The 23,994-nt window shown below is 53.3% G+C and carries 22 protein-coding genes; 8 read left to right on the top strand and 14 right to left on the bottom strand.

What is annotated here, in order from left to right; genetic code table 11:
* The 6 genes from WNE31_RS01220 to WNE31_RS01195 form a co-directional block, all read right to left on the bottom strand.
* Positions 1 to 819 carry a ParA family protein gene (locus tag WNE31_RS01220; RefSeq protein WP_349977761.1) on the bottom strand — a complete coding sequence of 273 codons (819 nt, stop codon included), beginning with the start codon at positions 817 to 819 and terminating at the stop codon, positions 1 to 3.
* Positions 806 to 1,429 carry a 16S rRNA (guanine(527)-N(7))-methyltransferase RsmG gene (gene rsmG / locus WNE31_RS01215; RefSeq protein WP_349977760.1) on the bottom strand — a complete coding sequence of 208 codons (624 nt, stop codon included), beginning with the start codon at positions 1,427 to 1,429 and terminating at the stop codon, positions 806 to 808. The genes WNE31_RS01220 and rsmG overlap by 14 nt, the downstream gene beginning before the upstream one ends.
* Entirely contained in the window at positions 1,426 to 3,288 is a 1,863-nt protein-coding gene (gene mnmG / locus WNE31_RS01210) for a tRNA uridine-5-carboxymethylaminomethyl(34) synthesis enzyme MnmG (RefSeq protein ID WP_349977759.1), read from the bottom strand. The genes rsmG and mnmG overlap by 4 nt, the downstream gene beginning before the upstream one ends.
* Before the next feature lie 12 nt (positions 3,289 to 3,300).
* On the bottom strand, positions 3,301 to 4,599 hold the full coding sequence (gene mnmE / locus WNE31_RS01205) for a tRNA uridine-5-carboxymethylaminomethyl(34) synthesis GTPase MnmE (protein WP_349977758.1): 1,299 nt from the start codon (positions 4,597 to 4,599) through the stop codon (positions 3,301 to 3,303).
* A 10-nt stretch (positions 4,600 to 4,609) separates the two neighbouring features.
* Positions 4,610 to 5,881: a transcription termination factor Rho gene (gene rho / locus WNE31_RS01200; RefSeq protein ID WP_349977757.1), complete on the bottom strand. Its 1,272-nt coding sequence runs from the start codon at positions 5,879 to 5,881 to the stop codon at positions 4,610 to 4,612.
* A 155-nt stretch (positions 5,882 to 6,036) separates the two neighbouring features.
* Complete coding sequence (locus tag WNE31_RS01195) at positions 6,037 to 6,486, bottom strand: CopD family protein (RefSeq protein WP_349977756.1); 450 nt, start codon at positions 6,484 to 6,486, stop codon at positions 6,037 to 6,039.
* A gap of 408 nt (positions 6,487 to 6,894) precedes the next feature.
* Here WNE31_RS01195 and WNE31_RS01190 point away from each other — a divergent pair, with 408 nt between their 5' ends.
* From WNE31_RS01190 to dnaQ, 4 genes are read left to right on the top strand one after another with little or no spacing between them, the layout of a single operon-like run.
* Positions 6,895 to 7,494 (top strand): Maf family protein, encoded by a 600-nt coding sequence (locus WNE31_RS01190; RefSeq protein WP_349977755.1) that lies wholly within the window; start codon positions 6,895 to 6,897, stop codon positions 7,492 to 7,494.
* A complete protein-coding gene (locus WNE31_RS01185) occupies positions 7,491 to 8,324 on the top strand; it encodes a shikimate dehydrogenase (RefSeq protein WP_349977754.1) in 834 nt (277 codons plus the stop codon). Before WNE31_RS01190 ends, WNE31_RS01185 begins: the two co-directional genes overlap by 4 nt.
* Positions 8,321 to 8,914 (top strand): dephospho-CoA kinase, encoded by a 594-nt coding sequence (gene coaE / locus WNE31_RS01180; RefSeq protein WP_349977753.1) that lies wholly within the window; start codon positions 8,321 to 8,323, stop codon positions 8,912 to 8,914. The genes WNE31_RS01185 and coaE overlap by 4 nt, the downstream gene beginning before the upstream one ends.
* Positions 8,907 to 9,638, top strand: a complete 732-nt coding sequence (dnaQ, locus tag WNE31_RS01175; RefSeq protein ID WP_349977752.1) for a DNA polymerase III subunit epsilon — start codon at positions 8,907 to 8,909, stop codon at positions 9,636 to 9,638. Before coaE ends, dnaQ begins: the two co-directional genes overlap by 8 nt.
* Positions 9,639 to 9,692: 54 nt before the next feature.
* Here the strand turns inward: dnaQ and secB are convergent, their stop codons facing one another.
* Together secB and WNE31_RS01165 are read right to left on the bottom strand one after the other, a co-directional pair.
* The gene (gene secB, locus WNE31_RS01170; protein ID WP_349977751.1) at positions 9,693 to 10,193 is read right to left on the bottom strand and encodes a protein-export chaperone SecB; all 501 of its coding nucleotides are present in this window, start codon (positions 10,191 to 10,193) and stop codon (positions 9,693 to 9,695) included.
* A gap of 56 nt (positions 10,194 to 10,249) precedes the next feature.
* A complete protein-coding gene (locus tag WNE31_RS01165; protein ID WP_349977750.1) occupies positions 10,250 to 10,735 on the bottom strand; it encodes an FxsA family protein in 486 nt (161 codons plus the stop codon).
* 104 nt (positions 10,736 to 10,839) lie between these two features.
* Here WNE31_RS01165 and WNE31_RS01160 point away from each other — a divergent pair, with 104 nt between their 5' ends.
* The 3 genes from WNE31_RS01160 to WNE31_RS01150 are packed head-to-tail and all read left to right on the top strand — an operon-like array spanning position 10,840 to position 13,102.
* Positions 10,840 to 11,496, top strand: coding sequence for a Tim44/TimA family putative adaptor protein (locus tag WNE31_RS01160; RefSeq protein ID WP_349977749.1), 657 nt, complete (start codon positions 10,840 to 10,842; stop codon positions 11,494 to 11,496).
* Entirely contained in the window at positions 11,493 to 12,530 is a 1,038-nt protein-coding gene (mltA, locus tag WNE31_RS01155; RefSeq protein WP_349977748.1) for a murein transglycosylase A, read from the top strand. The genes WNE31_RS01160 and mltA overlap by 4 nt, the downstream gene beginning before the upstream one ends.
* Positions 12,527 to 13,102: a Smr/MutS family protein gene (locus WNE31_RS01150; protein ID WP_349977747.1), complete on the top strand. Its 576-nt coding sequence runs from the start codon at positions 12,527 to 12,529 to the stop codon at positions 13,100 to 13,102. The genes mltA and WNE31_RS01150 overlap by 4 nt, the downstream gene beginning before the upstream one ends.
* Positions 13,103 to 13,111: 9 nt before the next feature.
* Here the strand turns inward: WNE31_RS01150 and WNE31_RS01145 are convergent, their stop codons facing one another.
* The 3 genes from WNE31_RS01145 to hslV form a co-directional block, all read right to left on the bottom strand.
* Positions 13,112 to 14,209: an alpha/beta hydrolase gene (locus WNE31_RS01145; protein ID WP_349978241.1), complete on the bottom strand. Its 1,098-nt coding sequence runs from the start codon at positions 14,207 to 14,209 to the stop codon at positions 13,112 to 13,114.
* A gap of 85 nt (positions 14,210 to 14,294) precedes the next feature.
* On the bottom strand, positions 14,295 to 15,605 hold the full coding sequence (gene hslU, locus WNE31_RS01140; protein ID WP_349977746.1) for an ATP-dependent protease ATPase subunit HslU: 1,311 nt from the start codon (positions 15,603 to 15,605) through the stop codon (positions 14,295 to 14,297).
* 81 nt (positions 15,606 to 15,686) lie between these two features.
* The gene (gene hslV, locus WNE31_RS01135) at positions 15,687 to 16,244 is read right to left on the bottom strand and encodes an ATP-dependent protease subunit HslV (RefSeq protein WP_349977745.1); all 558 of its coding nucleotides are present in this window, start codon (positions 16,242 to 16,244) and stop codon (positions 15,687 to 15,689) included.
* Positions 16,245 to 16,341: 97 nt separating this feature from the next.
* Here hslV and WNE31_RS01130 point away from each other — a divergent pair, with 97 nt between their 5' ends.
* Positions 16,342 to 17,247, top strand: coding sequence for a hypothetical protein (locus WNE31_RS01130; protein ID WP_349977744.1), 906 nt, complete (start codon positions 16,342 to 16,344; stop codon positions 17,245 to 17,247).
* Positions 17,248 to 17,307: 60 nt separating this feature from the next.
* Here WNE31_RS01130 and trxA read toward each other — a convergent pair whose 3' ends face one another.
* The 3 genes from trxA to addB form a co-directional block, all read right to left on the bottom strand.
* A complete protein-coding gene (gene trxA, locus WNE31_RS01125; RefSeq protein ID WP_349977743.1) occupies positions 17,308 to 17,628 on the bottom strand; it encodes a thioredoxin in 321 nt (106 codons plus the stop codon).
* Between the two features lie 62 nt (positions 17,629 to 17,690).
* Positions 17,691 to 21,062 (bottom strand): double-strand break repair helicase AddA, encoded by a 3,372-nt coding sequence (gene addA / locus WNE31_RS01120; protein ID WP_349977742.1) that lies wholly within the window; start codon positions 21,060 to 21,062, stop codon positions 17,691 to 17,693.
* Positions 21,059 to 23,992, bottom strand: coding sequence for a double-strand break repair protein AddB (gene addB / locus WNE31_RS01115; protein WP_349977741.1), 2,934 nt, complete (start codon positions 23,990 to 23,992; stop codon positions 21,059 to 21,061). The genes addA and addB overlap by 4 nt, the downstream gene beginning before the upstream one ends.
* Positions 23,993 to 23,994 lie beyond the last annotated feature (2 nt).

Genomic DNA, 23,994 nt, shown 5'->3' with positions numbered 1-23,994 from the left:
TCATTGCGCCGTAATTTGGGCGTTCTTGCTTGATAGCTCTCGTGCCAAAGCACGATATGCTTCTGCCCCCTTGGAAAGGGAGTCATATTGTAGAACAGGTTGGGCGTAAGATGGTGCCTCAGAAACCCGGACGTTACGCGGAATTTTTGTTTCGAACACCAGGTCCCCCAGGTTATCTCGAGCATCTTGCTCAACCTGCTGCGAGAGATTGTTTCTTGAATCGAACATTGTCAGTACAATGCCTTCGATCCGCAGATTTGGGTTTGCAGTTTGGCGCACTTCGCGCACAGTCAGCATAAGTTGCGACAACCCCTCGAGCGCAAAAAACTCACTTTGCAAGGGAATCAGAACCGAATGCGCAGCGATCATCGCATTCACCGTCAACAGGTTCAAAGATGGTGGGCAATCAATCAGTATGTAGTCCCACGAAAAGACATCCATTGCGGGCTGGCGCAAAGCATCATGTAAAAGGAAGCTACGTTTTTCATTCGAGATAAGTTCAATATCCGCAGAGCTTAGGTCGACTGTCGCAGGAATAATCGACATTCCCGCCAGTTCAGTCGGGATAATCACATCTTCAAGCGGGGCATCTTCAACAAGAAGGTCATAGGTAGTGAACTGTCGGTCTTGGGACTCAATTCCCAATCCAGTTGACGCGTTGCCCTGAGGATCCAAGTCCACGACGAGTACTCTATTCCCCTCTTCCTGCAGAGCTGCGGCCAGGTTAATCGCTGTTGTCGTTTTTCCGACGCCACCTTTTTGATTGGCTACTGCTATAATCTTCGGGCCCTTGGGGCGGGTGGGATCAGACGCGTCCAATTTGTGTCACCTTCAAAACAACTGCTTCCTCGTCAGTTACACTTTTAGATGCGACGTAATCGAAAGACCATGATTCCTGTGCATCCTGCACTTCTTTCTGCCAGGTTGCCCCCTTAGGCAGCAGCGCGATCCCATTTTTACTCAGATGTCGCTCGCAAAACCCAAGCAATGTCGATAAATCCGCAAGCGCCCTGGCAGAGAGAATATCGGCATTTTGTTTCGGCGCTTTCTCAATACGCTCAGAAATCACTGCCGCAGGCACTCCTGTCTCTCGCAGTACCGTCCTAAGGAAAGCGCATTTCCGCTGATCACTTTCGATAAGCGTCAAGTTGAGCGGTTTCTCTTGTTCAGCTGCAAGAATGGCAATCACCAGTCCAGGAAATCCGCCACCACTACCGATATCAACCCAGTCTTTCAGGCCTTTGGGCGCCAAATCAAAAATTTGAGCCGAGTCCATGATGTGTCGTGTCCAATGATCATCCAGCGTCTTTTTGGAAACAAGGTTTATGCGTGGATTCCATTTCTGGAGAAGCTCCGACAGAATAATGAGCCTATCGGATGTTTCACGTGAAACACTCAGCCGGCCTAGGACCTCATTCTGACCTTTCACGCAATTTTTCCCTTCTTGCTTTGGCGAATTTTCGCAAGGATCAATGTCATTGCAGCCGGGGTCATACCATCTATACGCCCCGCCTGCCCGAGGTTTTCCGGACGCACGCGAGATAGCTTTGATTTCAGTTCATTCGAAAGACCTTCAACGCTCTCGAAATCAAAATCATTAGGAATAATTTGATTTTCGTCTCGCTGCATCGCCTCAACATCTTGTTTTTGCCTGACGATATAGTTGGCGTAAAGGGCATCCCTTTCCAGTTGGGTTTGAGTATCATCGTCGATCTGAGAAAAACGCTCGTCAAGATTCTGAATGTCCAAGAAACTGACTTCTGGAAACGCCAGAATTTGGAAAGCAGTTCTACGATTTCCATCTTGATTCACTCTGATGCCAGCCGCGTTGATCTGCTTTGGCGTGAACGTCGCGTCATCGAGTAATGATTTCCCTTGAACAAGACGATCGGCCTTTTCATCAAAGATCTTTCGCCGCTCTTCGCCAACCAAACCCAACTCAACGCCCACGGGCGTCAAACGTTGATCTGCATTATCCGCACGGAGAGATAGACGGAATTCTGCCCTTGATGTAAACATTCTATAAGGTTCGGTAACACCTCGTGTAATGAGGTCATCTATCATCACGCCGATATAGCTATCGGCGCGACTGAAGCTTTTTGGCTCGGCACCTTTGGCTAACAATGCAGCATTCAGGCCAGCGACCAGACCCTGAGCCGCCGCTTCTTCATACCCTGTGGTGCCATTGATCTGACCTGCCAAGAAAAGCCCAGGCACATTTTTAGCGGCAAGAGTGGAATCAAGCGCACGGGGATCAACATAATCGTATTCAATCGCATAACCGGGCTGGACGATTTCGCAACCCTCCAGACCGCGCATAGAATGAACGTACTCTTCCTGAACATCAACCGGCAACGAGGTCGAGATGCCGTTTGGATAAACCGTATGATCGTCGAGACCTTCAGGTTCCAAAAACACCTGATGAGAGGTTTTGTCGGCAAACCGCACGATTTTATCTTCTATTGACGGACAGTATCGTGGTCCGACCCCTTCAATATGACCGCCATACATAGCCGAACGATCAAGGTTCTTCCTGATGATCTCGTGCGTGTTTTCGTTTGTGTGGGTAATTCCGCATGATACTTGCCTTGCAAAAGGCGACTTGTTCATAAAGGAAAAAACAACCGGATCATCATCGCCTGGCTGACTCTCGAGAATATCCCAGTTAATGGTTCTTCCGTTCAGACGCGGGGGGGTGCCTGTCTTTAAGCGACTCAAGGACAGATCAAAACTATCGATTCTTTGCGCAAGTTTGACGGAAGCGTCATCTCCCATACGTCCACCGGGTCGGGACACATCCCCTATGTGGATTACACCTCGCAAGAATGTTCCAGTTGTGAGAACCACAGCTTGGGAGTGTATTTCAGCTCCATCGGCCAGAACCACGCCGCGCACAGCCCCTCTCTGCAGGATGAAATCTGTAACTTCACCTTCGATGACCTCGAGATTCTCTGTTCCAAGAATTTCCGCTAACATGGTTTCGCGATAGATTTTTCGGTCAGCCTGGGCCCGAGGCCCCTGTACTGCAGGGCCTTTTCTACGATTTAGAAGACGGAATTGAATTCCCGCCCGGTCTGCGACGCGACCCATTACACCATCAAGAGCATCAATTTCGCGGACAAGATGCCCCTTACCCAAGCCTCCGATCGCCGGGTTACAGGACATCACGCCAATCCCGGATTTTTTGAGCGTGACCAACGCGGTTTGTACACCCATTCTGGCAGCTGCAGTGGCCGCATCCGCTCCGGCGTGCCCGCCGCCAACAACAATGACGTCAAAATGTTTCACGTGAAACACTCCTCACTTACCGATGCAGAAACTCGAGAAAATTTCATCTAGCAGATTCTCGACATCAACACGACCCACGATCATATCAAGAGACCTAATCGCTGTACGGATCTCTTCGGCACCTATCTCGTAGTGATCTACCCCAAGTGATATGATCTCTTGTGCGGTCGTCAGTGCTTTCACCGCCTTGATCATCGCAACACGGTGCCGCTCGCGCGTGGCAATACCCGATCCTCCGGCCTTTTCAGATAGCTTAGCAGCTATTTCAGCAATAAGATCACCGACGCCTTCGCCGGATTTACCTGAAATCGCCCCTTTCACATTCGCCAGAGTGTCTGCCTTCGCAAACCTTACAATATCTTCCGGCAAGAGATCGAACTCTGGGGTATCTCCAAATTCAACTAGAAAAACACGCAGATCCGCAGCCTTGGCACGCTCGAGAGCTCTTTCTATGCCAATATTTTCGACGAAATCGTCTGTTTCCCGAATACCGGCCGTATCCAGAAGCGTGACAGGCAAGCCATTCAAGTCCATTCGAACTTCTATGACATCCCGCGTTGTGCCGGCATATTCGGATGTAATCGCCGCTTCTCGGCCAGCCAGCGCGTTGAGCAAAGTGGATTTGCCCACGTTCGGGGCGCCGAGAATCGCCACTTCAAAACCAGAGCGGATCCTTTCAGCGACATCGACACCCTCGATTTCCTTTTCAAGCTCAGATTGAACCGAAAGCAACAGGTCAAGCACCTCCGGCGTCACATCGACTGGTACTTCCTCATCGACAAAGTCGATGGTGACTTCAATCAGGGCTGCCGCCCGGATCAGCCGGTCGCGCCAACCCGCCGCCGTGTTCCCCAAATCTCCTGACAAGACACGCAGGGCCTGTTGTCTCTGGGCCTCTGTTTCCGACTCGATCAGATCCGCGAGGCCTTCCACTTGGGCAAGATCAAGACATCCATTCTCAAGCGCCCGTCTGGTGAACTCTCCTGGTTCGGCCAAGCGCAGCCCATCCGTGTCCGAAAGAGCACGCAGTACGGCATTTACGACGGCAACAGACCCATGCAGATGCAATTCAACGACTTGTTCGCCCGTAAAGCTGTTCTTCTCCGGAAAAAACAGAACAAGCGCCTGATCCAGACGTCGACCGGATTGGTCCTTCAACACCCTCAAAGAGGCCAGACGGGGTTCGGGTAACCTTCCAAACAACGCTTTCCCTGCCTCAGCCGCGCGTGAACCAGATACGCGAACGACAGCGACCCCCGCTTTACCGGGGGCCGTCGCCAATGCAAAAATCGTGTCAGGCACAAAGCCCATGGACGACCTCTTAGGTATTCATGGAGTCGAAGAACTCGGAATTTGTCTTGGTCTGTTTCAGCTTGGAAATCAGGAATTCAATGGCATCAGTCGTACCCATCGGGTTCAGGATACGGCGCAGCACGAAGGTCTTGGCAAGATCAACCTTGTTGACAAGCAGATCTTCCTTTCGAGTCCCGGATTTTAGAATGTCGATCGCAGGGAAGACGCGTTTGTCGGCGACCTTACGGTCAAGCACGATTTCAGAGTTACCCGTTCCTTTGAACTCTTCAAAAATCACTTCGTCCATACGCGAGCCAGTGTCGATCAGCGCGGTTGAGATGATGGTAAGAGAGCCACCCTCTTCGATATTCCGAGCTGCCCCGAAGAAACGCTTCGGACGCTGAAGTGCATTTGCGTCCACACCACCAGTCAGAACCTTGCCCGAGGAAGGCACGACCGTATTAAAAGCCCTACCAAGTCTTGTGATTGAATCCAGAAGAATAACAACATCTCGTTTGTGTTCTACCAGGCGCTTGGCCTTTTCGATCACCATCTCGGAAACGGCAACGTGGCGTGTGGCGGGTTCGTCGAAAGTAGACGAGATCACTTCCCCTTTTACCGACCGCTGCATATCAGTCACCTCTTCCGGGCGTTCATCGATCAGAAGCACGATCAGGTAACACTCGGGGTGGTTGGCCTCGATGCTGTGGGCAATGTTCTGCAACAGAACGGTTTTACCTGTCCGCGGGGGCGCGACGATCAAAGACCGCTGCCCTTTACCGATTGGCGCAACGAGGTCAATGATACGCGCTGAGCGATCCTTGATGGTCGGATCTTCGATCTCCATCTTGAGGCGTTCATCAGGATAGAGCGGCGTCAAGTTGTCAAACGCAACCTTGTGCTTGGCTTTCTCAGGTTCTTCAAAGTTGATCTGCGTCACTGCGGTGAGTGCGAAATAGCGCTCGTTTTCCTCGGGGGCCTTGATAACCCCGTTCACTGTATCACCCGTGCGCAAGCTGTATTTGCGGATCATGTCCGGGCTGACATAAATATCGTCGGGACCCGGCAAATAGTTCGCCTCGGGCGATCTCAGAAAGCCGAAGCCGTCTTGCAGAACCTCGAGCACACCATCGCCCGAAATTTCCCAACCATCATCCGCGCGTTCACGCAGAATCTGAAACATCATTTCGCCCTTACGCATCGTGGATGCGTTTTCGATCTCGAGCTCTTCAGCCACCGCCAAAAGATCTTTCGGGCTTTTTGCCTTAAGTTCGGCAAGAGCGAGTTTTTCTGTAGTCATTGAAACATCCTGAATCGCGCGCTTTCATCACCGCTGCGATCATCATTTAAGTCAGATAATGGTTGTCGGAAGACACTAAGCCCGGACGAGCCCGTTAGAGGCTGTATAGGTTCATGCCTCGTAAGAGTCAATTTCCTTGGTAAACCAAAGAGAGATTAGAATTTTACGACCACGGACAGCACGATGATGATCATAAGTAAGGTCGGAACCTCGTTCATCATTCGATATTGGCGCCCTGTCAGCGTGTTTTCACCACGGCCAAATTGTTTGCGTTTGATCAGCAACCAATGATCAAACGCCGTCATCGCGATTACGCCGAAAGCCTTGGTATAAGGCCAAATCAATGACCAGTCGACGACCCCGGGCGTGAAGACCAGAGTTAAGCCGGCAAGCCACGTTGCGATGCTTGCTGGTGCCATGATATATCTCTGAAGCTTGTACTCCATGATACATAGGGTTTCGTCCAGCTGATCCCCGTTCTGTGCTCGCTCTGTGTGATACACGAACAAGCGTGGCAGATAAAATAGACCAGCCATCCAAGACATCACAGCCATGATGTGAAAAGCGAGAACATATTCGTAAATGTCAGAGAGAAAATATGTCATTGCACACCTGATCTGAAAACCCGGTTGTTTCTAATAATATATATAAGAAAGAGAAAGGATGATGTTTTTGATGTGTCATGGATTTCTTGGGATTATTTGGTTTTAAGAGCTTTTTCCACAAGGGGATGAAATTTGAGATACATTCTCAGATCTCGTAGGAACACCAAGATTTTCTAATGAAATTAAAAAGATAAAAGTATGATGACTTAGGGTTATCTTGTGGAAAACACTGTGGAAGCCAGTGTATGAATGAGAAACCCACAAACTCAGAGTTATCCCCATCCACGGTGGAGAAAAATCGTGGAACACCGTGAAACGGCACCTTTTTCCCAAGGTTGCATTGTCGACTGAACTTTTCCAAAAAGGTATCCCAGCAATGTTGCAGCCAAAACCCACGGAATTATCCACATGAGCCCCCAAATTATCCTGGCGTCCGGTTCGGACATTCGGGCAACCCTGTTGCGGAATGCAGGCGTTGAAATTGATGTCATTACGGCAAAAATCGATGAAGAAATGCTTAGGCTGGCCTTGTTGGCTGAAGGAGCCCCACCAAGGGACATTGCTGATGCCTTAGCCGAGGCCAAGGCTGGCAAAGTCGCCGCAAAGAACCCTGACAAGCTCGTGATCGGGTGCGATCAGGTTCTGGACTTCAATGGCGAATTGCTTTCCAAACCGGGGTCTCCCGAAGAAGCACGCACACAGCTCGGTAAATTGCGCAACAATCGACATGCATTACTTTCGGCGGCTGTCATTTTTCACGAGGGGCGACCTGTTTGGCGTCATGTCGGGGTGGTACGTTTGCAGATGCGCGATTTCTCCGATGCCTATCTTGACGATTACCTGTCCCGAAACTGGGAGAGTATTCGCTGGTCTGTTGGCGGTTACAAACTGGAAGAAGAAGGCGTGCGGCTCTTTCATCGCATTGATGGAGACTATTTCAATGTGCTTGGATTGCCGCTACTCGAGATATTGAATTACCTTATGGTTCGTGGAGACCTGCCCGCATGAGTATTCCTTCCATCCCATTGGCCGGGGTTATAGGATCACCGATAGCCCATTCCAGATCTCCGCAATTGCATGGCTACTGGCTTAAGAAATACAGTCTTGCGGGTCATTACGTGCCGCTTGAGGTAGCACCAGACAACTTGAAGAAAGTTCTCAAGACGCTGCCAAAAATGGGATTTGTCGGGGCAAACGTGACCATTCCCCACAAAGAACGGGTGATGGAGTTGGCCGATATGGTGACGGATCGGGCGATCCTGATTGGTGCTGCGAACACACTTATTTTTCGGGAAGATGGCAAGATCCATGCCGACAATACCGACGGATACGGATTTATCGAAAACCTGCGACAAGGTGCGCCTGATTGGCGCCCCGACGCGGGTCCGGCTGTTGTTCTTGGGGCTGGCGGTGCGGCGCGGGCGATCGTCGCGTCTCTGTTAGATGCTGGGGTTCCTGAAATCCTGATCACGAACAGAACACGCACACGCGCCGAAACCCTTCGTGAAGACTTTGGCACGAAACTTCGGGTCGTGGACTGGGTGCAGGCAGGGAATGTTATTGAGGAAGGCAACACGGTCGTAAACACGACTTCGTTGGGAATGACGGGAAAGCCCGAACTTCGGGTGCCGCTTGACGGTTTGCAGAAGACCGCCGTCGTGACGGACATTGTCTACAATCCATTGAAAACCACTCTTCTCGAAGCCGCAGAACAGGCTGGCTGTACCACGGTTGATGGATTAGGCATGTTGTTGCACCAAGCAGTGCCCGGTTTCGAGCGATGGTTTGGTCAGCGCCCGGTTGTTGACGACGACACACGCAAGGCGGCGCTTTCATGAGTTTTCGTTTGGGGCTTACCGGTTCAATCGGGATGGGAAAGTCGACCACGGCCAAACTCTTCGAAGAGGCAGGGTGTGCCGTTTGGGATGCAGACGCCGCGGTACACCGCATGTACGGCAAGGGCGGCAAAGCGATTGCGCCGATCTCAAAGGTTTTACCGGATGCGATTAAGGATGGTGCTGTCTCTCGCGATCGGTTGAAGGACCTAATTGGTAAAGACCCTTCTGTTCTGAAAACCCTTGAAAAAATTGTGCACCCTTTGGTGGCAGAAGACCGGGCCGAGTTTTCAAGAACAGCCGTGGCAGATATTCTTGTTTTCGATGTACCGCTGTTGTTTGAAACTGGTGGAGACAATACGATGGATGCTGTGGCATGTGTCTCTGTTTCACCAGAAACGCAAAAAGAACGCGTTCTTCAACGCGGTACAATGACAGAGGCCCAATTTGAACAAATCCGGGCCAAGCAGATGCCAAACAAGGAAAAATGCGCGCAATCGGATTATGTGATTGTGACCGATACGCTTGACCACGCACGCGCGCAGGTGGAAGCGATTGTTCAAACGATAACGGAGCAGATCGAGAATGCGTGAGATCGTACTGGACACGGAAACGACTGGCCTTGACCCAAACACCGGCGACAGAATTGTCGAGATCGGTGGCGTCGAACTGTTCAACCACATGCCAACCGGGCGCACCTATCACCAGTACATCAATCCTGAACGTTCCATGCCGATTGAGGCATTTCAGGTGCACGGTATTGGCCCGGATCTGCTGGAACCGCCGCAGGAACCGGCAAAGGGGGCCGTGATCCTTAAGGACAAGCCTGTCTTCAAAGAAGTTGGCCAGGCATTTCTTGATTTTGTGGGCGACGCCAAGCTTGTCATTCACAACGCGTCTTTCGATATGAAATTCCTGAACGCCGAATTGAAGTGGATGGGACTGCCCCAACTTCCTTGGGAGCAGGCAATTGATACGCTTGGTATTGCGCGTAGGAAGTTTCCTGGATCGCCCGCCTCTCTTGACGCTTTGTGCCGACGGTTTGGTATTGATAACGCCAACCGGACCCTTCATGGCGCCTTGCTTGACTCGGAAATTCTGGCTGAAGTCTACCTTGAGCTAATCGGTGGGCGGCAGCCTGACTTTGCTCTTTCCGCGGTGGAGACCAAGAAAAACACAGTTGTGGCAGACGACAATTGGCGTCCACAGCCACGCTTGTCCCCTCTTCCCGCAAGGCTGACGCAAGATGAGCAGGCGGCGCATAAAGCCTTTGTCGAGGCGTTGGGTGAAGATGCCCTGTGGAAAAAACTTGGCTAACAAAAAACGCCCGGCCAATAACCGGGCGCCTAAAAGCTCAAAAACCGTGAAGGCTTACGCGTCAGCTTTGGGCTGTTGCGCCTGTGCTTCGGCCTGACGGCGCATCAGTTCCTGGCGATACAACTGCATGAAGTCGATGTTTTCGAGGTTCAGCGGTGGGAAACCACCATCGCGGGTCACGTCCGACACAATGCGACGGATGAAAGGGAACAGAAGACGCGGGCATTCGATCAGCAGGAACGGATGCAATTGGTCCTCTGGTACGCCCTCAATGTGGAAGATACCTGCGTAATCCAGCTCTAGGATGAACATCTTGTCGCCAGTTTCTTTGGCTTGCGAAGTGATATTCAGTTTCGTGACAACTTCGTACTGGTGCTCTTGCTCGCGCTTTTGTGCGTCAAGATTTACCTGAACCTGCACGTCGGGTTGAACTTCGCCCGATGCACGCTTCTGTGCCAGAATGTTTTCAAACGACATGTCCCGAATGAACTGGGCCATCACGTTCATGCGAACCTGAGGTGCGGCTTGCGCCTGATCTGCGCCATTTTCAGCCATTTTTCTCTCCTGAAATTCAAACTTTGATATTGCTTTATCAGCTAGGCATTAGGGTCTCAATGCTTAGTCCATCCTGACGGCTGATGTGTGGGACGTTTTGAGGGATCTACCTCGACGAATTCCCCGTCGATCACGGTTTCGTCCTGCGCATAGCGCCGTGTATCGGTATGCGTCGCACCCATGGAGAAACTCTGAACGTGTATGCGCTTACGGATATAATTAAAGACCGCAACGCGGACCGGTGGCATCAACAGCGAAAACCCGACGGCATCGGTAAAAAAGCCCGGCGTCAAAAGAAGCGCCCCTGCCACAAGGATCATAGCCCCATGGGCCAATGGTTCTGTCGGGTCGTCAAGTTCCGAGAATGACCGCTGCAAATTGCCTAATGCCAGGGCACCCTGGTTGCGCACCAGAAACGTCCCGAGCATGGCGGTGATGATCACCACGCCAAGGGTTGGCCACAGCCCAATTGCACCGCCAACCTGGATAAAAAGTGCAATTTCGATCAGCGGAATACCGACAAAGGCCAAGAACAGCCACATTTTTTCATTCTCCAACGTTTCACGGGCCTAGTGGACTTGACCCAACCCGTGACTTACATAAGTGCAGTACACGCCTGTTTCCATGCCCCTGCGACGAGGTCCAAATGAATTCGCCTGTTTTCCAGCTTCTTGTATTGGCTGGCATCGCACTCTTCCTGATCATCCGCTTGCGGAATGTTTTGGGCACCCGTGACGGGTACGAACCTCCGCGCGAGGTCAATACCCCAACAGCCCGGCCGGGCCCGGCACTCGAGGTGATCGAGGGTGGTCCAGACAATGATATTCTGGATCATGCCGAGGACGGTAGCGCCATTGCCAACGCGTTGATGGACATGAAAAAGGTCGATGCTAGCTTTTCGGTCAACGAATTCCTGCAAGGTGCACGTGGCGCCTATGAGATGATACTCATGGGCTTTGAAAAAGGGGAACTCTCCGAGATCAAGCCCTTCCTGTCCGAGGATGTCTATGATGCTTTCGCAAGTGTCGTGGATGCACGTGAAGAACAAGGCCTGACCGTGGAAGGTGAATTTGTCGGCGTACGCGAAATGTCGCTGCATGATGCGACATTTGATCCCGCAACGAATGAAGGCGAGGTTTCGGTCCGTTTTGTAGGTGAATTGACTCATGTCGTGCGCGATCGCGCGGGCGAAATTGTCGAAGGCGACGAACGTCAGGTGAAGCGTCAAAAGGACGTTTGGACCTTTGCGCGCGTCATGGGGTCGAACGACCCCAACTGGCAGCTTGTCGCCACAAGCGAATGATCGGTTGGTTTCGGGCAGCGATTTGCGCCGGGCTGGTACTGGCCGGGTCCAGCGCGTTGTCTGAAACCACCTATACGATCCTTGACTATGATGATCTCGAAGGGTGGTCAGAAGACGACCACGCGGCCGCGCTCAAGGTTTTTCAGAACACCTGCATGGCGTTTGATGCCCCGGACTGGCGATCACTTTGTGCAGCCGCTGGCGATTTCGAAGATCCCAAAATGTTCTTCGAGCTTCTGTTTAAACCCGTTCTGATCGAAGATGGTCAGGACGGATTGTTCACGGGTTATTTTGAACCGGAACTTGATGGATCGCTTTCACCGTCTGCGCGATTTCGTTTTCCGGTTTACCGAATGCCCCGAGAAGCGCGGCAGCAATCGGTCTGGTTGTCGCGCAGAGAGATTGAAACCTCAGATGTCATGAAAGGCAGGGGTCTCGAAATTGCCTGGGTCGATGATCCGGTCGAACTGTTCTTTCTGCAAATTCAGGGGTCTGGTCGAATTAAGCTTCCCAACGGAAAATATGTTCGGGTGGGATATGGCGGGGCTAACGGTCAACCCTATCGGTCGATCGGGGTCGAGCTTGTCAGGCGTGGGATTTACAACTCTCATCAGGTCAGTGCTCAGGTCATCAAAAACTGGGTGCGCAGAAACCCGGTTGATGGACTCGAACTACTAAGACACAACGATTCTTATGTATTCTTTCGCGAGGTTAGTCAGGTGCCTGCCCACAAGGGGCCTTTGGGCGCCATGAACCGTTCCATCACAACCATGCGTTCGGTTGCGGTTGATCCAAAATTCACACCGCTCGGTGCCCCCGTGTGGTTAGAGAAAGATGGCGAAAACCCCTTGCGTCGTCTCATGATTGCACAGGATACAGGCGCCGCCATCAAAGGAGCCCAGCGTGCAGATGTGTTTTTTGGAACAGGTGATGACGCTGGCAAAGCTGCTGGAAAGCTGAAAGATCCGGGTCGGATGATCGTGTTGCTGCCTATTCAGCGTGCCTATGCCATGTTGCCCGAGGCCATCCTATGACACGTCGAAAGTTGACCGCTGAAGAGATTGATTTGTGGCGCAAGGTGGCCGAGTCCGCGCATCGATTGCATCCCGAAAAACACAGCCACGAAGATCGCCCCAAGCCCAAACCCACGAAAGTGGCGCGCCCGCGCTTATCGGCTTTTGAAATGAGATCAAATGCGAAACAGAAAACGCAGCCACACGACCTGTTGCCCGGAATTTCGGATCGTATTGCGCGCCAGCCTGTCAAAATGGACAAAAAGGCTTTTAGCAAACTGAAGCGCGGAAAGATGCTGCCAGAAGGGAAAATCGACCTTCATGGCATGACTCTGGATCAGGCCCACCCAGCCTTGACGAACTTCATTCTGCGCTCCCATGCCGAGGGGAAACGATTAGTTCTGGTCATCACCGGAAAGGGGAAATCAAAACAGGATATTGGTCCTATTCCTACTCGCCGCGGTATTCTGAAACACAACGTTCCCCAATGGCTGTCTATGCCGCCACTGGCAGGGGTTGTTCTGCAAATCTCCGAAGCGCATCTCAAACATGGTGGGACGGGCGCCTACTACGTCTATCTTCGCAGACACTAAGCCGCCCTTTTACCGACGTGCTGCAACCTGAGGGCTTGGTGATAACTCGTAGACAACTGCCCGATTGGCCCGCAGCCTTGTACTGGAAATCATGTCCATCATACTTCTGGATCGGTCTCTTGTGAATTCAGAGTTGAGCGCAGCCCCCTCGAGCATTGCGATAAGGGCGGGCGACTCGAGTAAGACGAAGTGAGAGTTTCCCGCGTCCTCGTTGAACTCAGATACATCCAGAAAGATGATAGGAAGCTCGGCAAGCCTGTCGTCAACGCTCAGCCCCTGACCGAGGCGCCCTTCATTGTTAACGCGCGACGAAAGTTTCAGGGCGCGATCATACTCCGAGGTGACCACAAGAAATGGATCCGGCAGGCGGCGGATACGGTTTGCCTGTTCCAAGAAGACGTCGACCGCGATATCGGGTGAAATCATGGCGATGCCGTCGATATTGGCGGCGGCCCATCCCGGAAACCGAATCTCTATTTGGCGCAGGGTTTCCATGACCAGAAGCCCGCCCATTGAGTGGCCGACGATCTGGATTTTTGCCCCTGTACGGTGCAAAAGGTAAAGCGTTTCTTCCAAAGCATCCCGCGCAAACAGCGCGCTTTCCCGATCGTAGGTATATCCGGCAGGATGACCTGCGCTTGGCCAGGAAAAAACCATCGGGATTCCGGGCATAGTGAAATCAGATTTCATCTGCGCGCTACGAAAAACAGAATCTGCATAGCCATTGTAGTACCCATGCACGTACAGAACGACTTCTCGGTTTTCTCTAGGAAGAGCGCCTAGTTTGCGGCGGATACTATTGGAAAATGCGGCCTCATTTGAAAACTCAGTTTGATCGACCAGAGCAAAATGTCGGTTTGGGTTAGGTTTTGCGCTGTAGAGCGGGGCGTCACCCAATACCCTGTTGGGGGGCATGGAGACGTCCGAAATAAGAAATCGGGTGACGCTTGATCGTTTGTCGCTGAAATAGCCGACCTCATTTCGTGCGCGGTTCGTTGCGACATATACCGGCACGATCGTGCCGGTTTGCGCAGCTTCTGGGACAAGCGGCGCAGGTGTTCTGTCGGTGCAGGCAGCCAGAAAAACAATGGCCAATAAGGAAAACACGGCCTTCAATACGCCAACTCCGCGCTGGGCAAATTGCTAGTGGTGTCCACTATGCATTTGTCAGGATGATCTGCCCAGCACCAAATCACAGCACATAGCGGCTGACGTCGATGGACCGGCTGAGTTCGCCAAGGTTTTGCTCTACGAATGCGGCATCAACCGTGATACTATCGCCCGAGCGGTCCGGTGCGGTAAAGCTGAGTTCTTCAAAAACCCGCTCCATCACGGTATAGAGCCGTCGCGCCCCGATATTCTCAACGCTCTGGTTCACATCCGCCGCGATCTTGGCAAGCGCCGCGATTCCTTCCTCGGTGAATGTCACCGTAACCTCTTCGGTTCCCATCAAGGCAGTATATTGACGGGTCAGCGCATTGTCGGTTTCAGTCAGGATCCGGACGAAATCACCTTCGGTGAGTGCGCGCAACTCCACTCGGATAGGCAGGCGCCCCTGCAATTCAGGCAGCAAATCCGATGGTTTGGCAATATGGAAGGCGCCTGATGCGATGAACAGGATGTGGTCGGTTTTGACCGACCCATGTTTTGTGCTGACCGTCGTGCCCTCGATAAGGGGAAGAAGATCCCGTTGAACACCCTCGCGGCTAACATCTCCACCCCTTGCCTCTTGGCGGGCGCAAACCTTGTCGATTTCGTCTAGAAACACGATTCCATTCTGTTCCACGGCTTCCAGGGCGGCGTTCGTGACTGTTTCGTCATCGAGCAGCTTGTCGGCTTCTTCTGAAATCAGGATATCATAGCTCTCTGCCACGGTCATTCGGCGTTTCACGGTACGACCGCTGAAAGCTTTGCCAAACAGATCGCCAATGTTCATCATCCCCATCTGACCACCGGGTTGGCCCGGGATATCGAACATACCGCCCATTGGGTTTGACGTGTCGGCCACGTCAAGTTCGATCATGGTGTCGTCAAGTTCACCCGCTTTCAGCTTTTTGCGAAACATCTCGCGAGTGGCGTCGCGGGCGTCTGTGCCGGCAATTGCTTCGATCACACGTTCTTCTGCAGCGGCATGGGCATTTGCCTTCACGTCTTCACGCATGTGTTCGCGTGTCATCGCAATTGCGCTGTCTACAAGGTCTCGGATGATCTGTTCGACATCGCGCCCAACGTACCCAACCTCGGTAAACTTTGTCGCCTCTACCTTGATGAATGGAGCGCGTGCCAGCTTGGCCAGTCGACGGCTGATCTCGGTTTTACCTACACCGGTTGGCCCGATCATCAGGATGTTTTTCGGATACACCTCTTCGCGAAGGTCATCGGGAAGCTGTTTGCGTCTCCAGCGATTGCGCAGCGCCACCGCCACCGCCCGTTTGGCGTCATTCTGGCCGATAATGAACCGGTCCAGTTCGGAAACGATTTCGCGGGGGGTCAAGTCGGTCATCTGGAAAGCTCCAAGGTGAGTTTGTTTTAGCCAATCCTGAACTCAGGCATTTTTCGGCCACTTCGTTGGATGTAAGGGGTATTAGCCCGTGATGGTTTCCACGGTCAGATTGCCATTCGTGTAAACGCAGATATCAGCCGCAATGGCCATGGCGGTACGGGCGACCTCTTCGGCATTTTTTTCGCTGTCCATCATGCCTCGGGCGGCCGCAAGCGCGAAGTTTCCGCCCGAACCGATGGCAGCGACATCATGCTCTGGCTCCAGAACGTCCCCTGCCCCAGTAATTACAAAGATATCATTGCCGTCAGACACGATGAGCATCGCCTCAAGTTTCTGAAGGTATTTGTCTGTGCGCCAATCCTTGGCTAACTCGACCGAAGCGCGTGCCAATTGGCCCGGAGTTGCCTCAAGCTTGGTTTCCAGCCGCTCCAACAGCGTGAACGCGTCGGCGGTTGATCCGGCAAACCCCGCCACGACATCAAAACCTCCTGGCGACAGGCGCCGCACTTTTCTTGCAGTGCCCTTGATAACGGTCTGTCCCAAAGACACCTGGCCGTCGCCAGCAATGACCACTTGGCCATCCTTTTTCACCCCGATGATGGTTGTGCCGTGCCAACCCGGAAAGGTGTCGTCTGCCATTTGAGCCTCCTGTCGTTGCTCCCTCTATATGAGCCGCGCAACCACGACACACAAGGGCAGCCTTGCCCCTGAATGACCTTCGGCATAGCGTCTGGCAATGACCAGTGAAAACAAAGTTATCTTCTTTCTCGAGGAAAACCTGCGCCAGAGCGCCGAGGCGGGCAATCACAACTTTCTCGGGCTTGTTTCGGATGTTCTGACAGAAGCGGGATTCCAAGTTGCCTATGCTGACCCCCAAATCGCAGATGCGCGCGACGGGCAGTTTGCCCTTTTTCACATGCAACAACCTGACCGACCCAAGGGCGTAACCGTACGGCGATCCTATTATTATCCGTTTTGGCAGATTGAACGCACAAGTGAGCGTTGGAACTGGGATGTCGCCCGCGCACCTTTCGACCGAAAACATGTTGATCCGAACACCGCCGCACAGTTCTTTGGTTTTTGGCAGAAGCGCCTATTCAAAGACGGCCCACAATCCGCTGCGAATGACGGATTCATATACGTCCCCCTACAAGGAAAACTGCTTCAGCACCGGTCCTTTCAACACTGTAGCCCGATGAAAATGTTAGATCACGTTCTTGCGCATTCTTCTGGTCGTAAAGTCATTGCGACGTTGCATCCGGGCGAGACTTACAGCGAAAGAGAGCTTTTTGCCCTCGAGACGCTTGCAGATGCAACGCCGAACCTAACCTTGCAGATGGGTGGGATGGAGCCCCTCCTTCAACGCTGCGCATTTGTCGTGACACAGAATTCCAGCGTGGCTTTTGCCGCATGTTTCTTTCGTAAACCCAGCATTCTGTTCGCCGGTATCGACTTTCACCATATATGCGCGAATGTCAGTGATCTTGGCGTAAAAGCTGCTTTTGAAAGCGTTACAACAATGGAGCCTGATTACGCGGCTTATGTCTGGTGGTTTTTGCAACACCGATCCATCAACGCAGGACGGCCCGAGGCGAAAGACAAGATCAAGCAACGGCTCCGCGACCTAGGCTGGCCTGTCTAGGTCCCAAATGAAAAAGGCGCCCCTTTCCAGAAGCGCCTTTCAATTGCAAGAAAGCTCGGATCAGATCGAGTCTTCGATCCAGCTTTGCAGGGCGGCTTTCGGGGCTGCGCCCGCGCGGTTCGAAATAACCTGACCATCTTTGAAGATAAACAGCGCCGGAATCCCGCGCACGCCAAGTGCGGCAGCGGAGTTCGGGTTGCTGTCGACGTCAACCTTGGCGATCTTCACCTTGCCGCCAAGTTCATCGGACAGCTCTTCCAATGCGGGGCCAATCTGTTTGCAGGGACCACACCATTCGGCCCAGAAATCCACAACGACGGGAACGTCGGATTGAGTGACTTCGGCATCAAAGGTGGCATCGGTGACAGCGACGGTTGCCATGGTTTTTCTCCTGACTGGGAAATTTGAGTTGACCGAGAACCTATGTAGCCCCTCACCTGCCGTCAAGAGAGCGCAGCAGCGGTTAACGCTTTTGTCACAAGCTGCGCCGGCAGCGGCATGAGCGCTGCGGATCGCGTCCAAAGGATTGCTGTTTTGACTTCGTGATCTGGATACACCTGCCCAAGCGCATGCTGATAAGCCCCCATCTGCCGCAGGATGCCCTCAGGTGTTTGCTCGGGGCTCTTCGGAACAGTGCGGTTGGTCTTGAAATCCACCACGGTGACAGTTTCACCCGTAACATGCAGACGGTCGATGATGCCATGCAAGCGCTTGTCCCCGAGATCAGCAGACACAGAAATTTCTGCAAGCGTTTCCGTCCCAAAAAGGAAAGCCAGCTCGGGTGTGTTCAGCACGCCAAGCGCCTCTGACACCACCCCGTCTATCAATAGACCGTCCGAGATGTTTTCCGTGTTGGTCAAAATCTCTCGTGCAGCAATCGGCCAGTTTTCTTTGGGATGATCTGGCAAATGCTCGAGCAGCAAATGAACGAGACTCCCCCATTGCATTGCCGCATCTTCGTCCAATCCTGCATCCCCCGGCAGGGCCTTGGCCCCTCCAAGGTCCGAAGGGGAAATGGTTATTTCAGCTGTTTTCTCTGCCAAAACTGTGTTCGAAAACACCGCAGGCAGCTCTGGCAGGGGGGCTTCGTCCAAGGTCTTGCTTTCAACAGCCGGGCCGCTCCAGTCCCCGTAGTTCAGGCGCAGCCCATTTCCGCCGGGAAGCTCGCAAACCTCGGCGCCAGCTTGTCGCAAACCACCTTCGATCGCGTCATACCATGTTAGGCCATCTTTGCCTAAATCACCCCCCGCTACGGTAATCAGCCATTTTTCGGCCCGGGTCATCGCAACATACAGCAACCTTTGGCGCTCGGCTTTCATAAGGTCGGCTTTCGCCTCTTTGGCAGCCTGCATTTCCTGAGGCGCCTTGTCGGCAGAGGTCGACCAGAGTGCGACGCCATTTCGTTCAATGATTTGCGCATCATTGCGGATATTGCGTTTCCCTGTATCCGGCAAAATCACGATTGGGGCTTCAAGTCCTTTGGATCCATGCACTGTCATCACACGAACTCTGTTTCCGGCGCTGTCCATCTGGCGCTTGATCTCAAGATCGTCAGTCTCCATCCAGACAAGAAAGCCGGTCAAACTGGGCACTGCGCTGCGTTCATAGGCCAGAGCCTGCGAAAGCAGTGCGTTGATACCATCCTCGGCCTCAGTCCCGAGGCGCGCGAGCAGTCGGTTGCGGCCCTCGTGGCGGGTCAGAATACGCTCGATCAGATCATATGGCCGCAAGAAATCTGATTGTGCCTGAAGGTCATGAATGATTGCCATGGTTTGAGGATAGGTTTCGGACACCTCGCGGAGCGCCGCCCACAACTGTTTCTTGCCGCGTCCTTGCGCGAGATTGAAAAGGTCTTTTTCGCTCCATCCGAACAGGGGACTTCGCAAAGCAACAGCCAGCGAAAGATCATCTTCCGGCGTGGCAAGAAACGAGAGCAGCGCGCCAAGGTCCCGCACGGCCAGTTCCGCCCCAACCTTCAGCCTGTCCGCACCCGCGATCGGTAGGCCATGAACTTTGCAGGCGCGGATAATCTCGTGAAACAGATTGCTTCTGCGTTGGACCAGAATAAGAAAGTCTCCTGCCTGTACCGGCCTTTGCGAATACCCCCCATAATCAAGTTTTTCTGCAGGAATAGTTTCTTTTTCTTCGATCATTCGCTTGATCTCAGAGGCGACTCGTTCAGCCAGAATGACGGTGTGATGCGTTTCACCCAAACGATCTACGGGCTTGTACCATTCTCCTTTGTCGGGTTTCGGACTCTCTTCGACCACGGGCCACAAGTCTACCCGCCCCGGCATGTCATCATGAAAGGCGCGGTGTTTCATTTCTTGCGGAAATCCGGATTCCTGCTGTCGCGCAAACACATGGTCCACAAGGTTTAGAACCGCAGCCGAGGATCGGAACGAGTACTCTAAATCTAGTGAATGAAGAGGTCGGCCGGTTGGTGCCAGTCGCTCATGAAATTCCGCGCGCATCCGGTCAAACTCGGCCGGGTCAGCGCCCTGAAAACTGTAAATTGACTGCTTCTTGTCCCCTACGACAAAGATCGTTCGTTCAACATCGCTGCGGGCACCAGATCCGCTGGTGAATTCCTGTGAAAGACGTTCGATTACCTGCCATTGTACCGGGCTGGTGTCCTGAGCCTCGTCCACCAGAATGTGGTCGATCCCGCCGTCCAGTCGGTAAAGAACCCACTCTGCCACATTGGGGTCATTCAACAGATTGCGCGCACGCAGGATCAAATCATCGAAATCGAGCCAACCCAATATCTGTTTTCGTGCTTCATATTTCTTCAAGAATGACACACCGAAGTCTGAAAGAGCCATGCTTCGATCAACTGTTTCCGAAGCCAGCCGCGCTGCACGAGAGGCCTCTACGCGTAGCATGAAAGGTTCGAGCTGCGACATCAGATTTGGGTGGTTGTCTCGAACAGCTTTGGTCGGAAAAGACCCTACCTTAGCGGAAAATGGTGATTTTGCACCAGACCCAGTTAGGAAGATACCTTCCAAAGCAGGAAGCGTGGACCATCCGATTTCGGATAACTGAGATAGCTTTTCAGCATTGCGATTGTCCGTAACACCGCCAGTTCTAAGAGCTGCGATGAGGTCGCGCACCAAATCTTCCTCTCCGCCAAGGAATGTTTGAGCGGCAATCTCCTTGACTTCAACGGGTTCGTCCCAGCCAAGTGCCAAGAAGATCTCGTTTTTGCTTGGGGCTGATTGAAACAGGTGTCTTTGACGCACAATCTCGTCCGTCAGATCCTCGAGACTTTCACCCGTAAAATACCGCGCGAGCCTTTCGATTTCATTGGGATTCTCCCCGGATGCCATTCTGGAGACGATGTCTTCCCGCAAAAGTGCCGCTGCTCGGTCTTCCATCTCTGTGAACATGGGCGACACGCCTGCCTCAAGTGGAAACCGGCGCAGGAGTGAGGAACAAAACGAATGGATGGTTTGAATTTTCAAGCCGCCCGGCGTTTCAATTGCGCGGGCAAACAGTGTCCTCGCGTTTTTGAGCACGTCTTTGTCCAAAGGGCCATCAACCCCCAACTCGACCAGCTCTTTCTTCAGCCGTTCATCATCCAGCATTGCCCAGGCACCGAGACGTTTGAACAACCGGTTCTGCATCTCACTTGCGGCGGCCTTGGTATATGTCAGGCACAAAATGTGTTGAGGAAATACACCGCTTAGCAACAGGCGTGCCACCCGATCGGTCAGAACGCGGGTTTTCCCCGACCCGGCGTTTGCCGAAAGCCAAGTTGATTGTAGCGGCCTCGCGGCCTGAACCTGTCTTTCTGTCGCGTCGTTTCGTTTCATTCTGCCAGATCCTCTGCTTTGGGTGGATCGGTGACATCCCATTCGCCGAAACGCGCTAGCTGATCATAGTCGCTGTGATCGCGGTCGCTGTGCATGGCGCGCCGCGCGGTATAGCCGTTTTGTGGCATCGCATAATGCGCGATCAGTTGAGTGAACTCATCCCACACCTGCGATGGTGTAATATCGTCAAGCGGCGCGTATTCGTCTTTCGGGGGATTGCCAAGACCAATGTAGATCGCCTTTGCGACCGTCGCCGGATCAATGTCTTCAAATCCACCCAACTCTGCCATCGCGGCTTCCAGAAGCAATTGTTTGTCGAAATAGGTCTGCTCGTCACGAGAAGGCGGTTTACCGGTCTTGTAGTCATAGATCACCAGACTGCCGTCTTCTTGCCTGTCGATCCTGTCCGCCTTGGCGCTGAGAGTGAAACCAAGGTCGTTTATTGGTAAACGGGCCTTTCTTTCGTAAGCAATCGGAGTCGCCTTGTCCCTGCGCGACTGTTCGCCCATAACAAAATGCTCCGAAACGCGTTCAAGGCGCGCCTTCCAAAGTGCGCGCGCAGTGGCCCATGGCACTCCATTCGCAAGTACACGCTCAGAGACATCTACCAAGTGCGTTGTGGTCAAGAGACCTGGGTCTCGATCAACGTCCCGAACGAATTGCTCAAGTACATCGTGCACAATGATCCCCCTGAGCAACGCGTCGGGTGTTTTCATAAGGCTGTCCAGCGGCTGCAATTTCAGGACGTGTTTCGCGTAGATCGCATAGGGATCTCGAATGAGTCTTTTAATCTCTGTCACGGAGAGGTGGTCGGGTCTGGCCGAAACCGGCGGGCGCGGAGAGGGCCGCGGTTCCGGGTTCACGGGAGTGGCGGTTTCAAGAGATTTGACCAAGGCGAGCCAATCCTGACCGCGCGCGCGCATTGCGGCCAAAGCCCGCTGTCCACCTTGCTCAGGAAGTCCGTTCAGAAGGTTGGTAAGCCTGTTAATCCAGCGGGAAGGCACGGTTTCGGCTTCGTCGGACCGGATTGACCGTGTGACCCAGACTTCTGGCGCAGCTACAGCCTGTTGAAAGTCGTGGGCAGAAAGGCCAATTCGGCGTTCCGGCAATAACAGACCCGCATCATGACGCATTTTGCGGTTCAACCAAGGGTCGGGTGCCGGCGTTTCGGGCCAACTGCCTTCGTTCATTCCGCCAAGAATGACCAGATCCGCACCCTGAACGCGGGCTTCCAAAGTGCCCCAGATCAAAACGTTGGGGTGCCCGTTTTCCTGATTACGAACTTCTGACGTCGAAAGCACCGAGCCAAACACATCAATGTAATCTCGAATTGCGATGCTGCCGGCATAGAACGCATTTGCGCGTAACTCGCAGATGACGCTTTGTGTCTGTCGGCCTGCGGCTTCTTCCCAAAGCTTGCCTGTGCCGCCATTGATTCCGCCGGCAAGATGCTCTGAAAGAGACAGATGTACCTCAAGGAGTTCACCAAACGCGAGCGAGCCGGACAGAACCTTTTCGCAGAAACATGCGATCAACCACTCGATCCATTCCATAGGTGGAACTTTGCGCGACTGCGCCCAGGCTCGCAGGGTGTCAGCCTCGGGGAATGTGATGCCGTTTTTGCGGATGTACAGTTCGAGATCACGCGTGTTTAACAGGTGCTGGTTGCGGTTTTCATCACTGTGGCAAAGCGGGTGCTTGAGCAGTGTGAGCAAGGCTTCCGCAGTCAACTCTTGCTCGAGAAGAGATGCGGTATGTCGGAGAAATCGCCCAGGAGGGCTGAGCTGCAAAGGCATACCCGCACTGTCATCAGGTACGATACTCCAGCGGTCCAGCGCGGCGGTCACTTGACGGGTCAACATGCGGTCAGGTGTAATTAGTGCAGCCGTTTGGCCATCCTCGGCGGACTGACGCAGCCGCATTGCGATGGCGAGCGCCTCTTCCCTGACAGAAGCGGCCTCAATCAGAGTGACCTTGTCTGTCGCGGCATCCAGATCGGTAAGCGAAGGCCCCTCTTCAAGCCATTGATCCGTTACCGGCGCCGGGCGCAAGGCGAGAGAAACAAGCCGGTTTCGGGAGCGGCTTGGGGCATCGTGAGTTGTCCAAGGTTGAACATTCGAAGCACTTAGCCCGAGCAATGCAAACAGGTTCTGAAAGCGAAACTGCGGGTGATCTTCGTGTAGCAGACCATCCGAGAGAGTATCCCAAACGTTCTGCGGCATCTCGAAATCAAAGCCGGGCAGTACCAACGCCCCTTGGGGCAATTGCGCGACCGCCTTCATCAACAGCATGGTTGTCCCACGCGATCCGGTTGAGCCGGCAATAATGACAGGGTGCTGGGGTGGCGTTTCTTTCCACTTTTCGGTGAGGGCCTGTATGACCAGCCGCCTGCGACCTTCGACGTCAGGGTGTGAATCTACGGAGTCCAGAAAATGTCTTGCGATGGAAAAGAAAGATTTGGCTCGCTCCCAATGCCCCGACTGATCGGATACATCCAAATCTTCGATAGTGTCTGGGCTGACTCCTTCACCGCTCATCTCATCCATCAGCGCAGCAAGCGAGTCGGCAAGGGCATAGAGCGACGATCGGGCCGCCAAGTCCGGCTGAGCCTCTAGCAACTGCGCAATCAGCTGAACAAGTTCGAACCGTTTACGCAACGAAGGTGTTGCCGAGGGCACCCCGGTCGCGGCCATCCTGTTTCCATAGTCCGCCAAGGTATGAAGGCGCGGGAGGAGACATGGCGGACCACTATCAAAAAGGGTTCGTAAACGACGCTCCATGCGGTGCGTGTTTACAATCAGGTCGACCTTTGCCATCGCCTCAGGCGGCTGGTTTGAGAACCTGGTTCGCAAGCCTTCAATCAGCGTAGCTGGGAAGTCTGCGCCGGGTGGAACGGCAAAAATCCTTGCCTTTTCAGCAGGTTCAAACATCG

It is taken from the genome of Shimia fortis (assembly GCF_040225985.1).
Lineage (GTDB): Bacteria > Pseudomonadota > Alphaproteobacteria > Rhodobacterales > Rhodobacteraceae > Shimia.
This window is presented reverse-complemented; position numbering and strand designations above follow the sequence as displayed.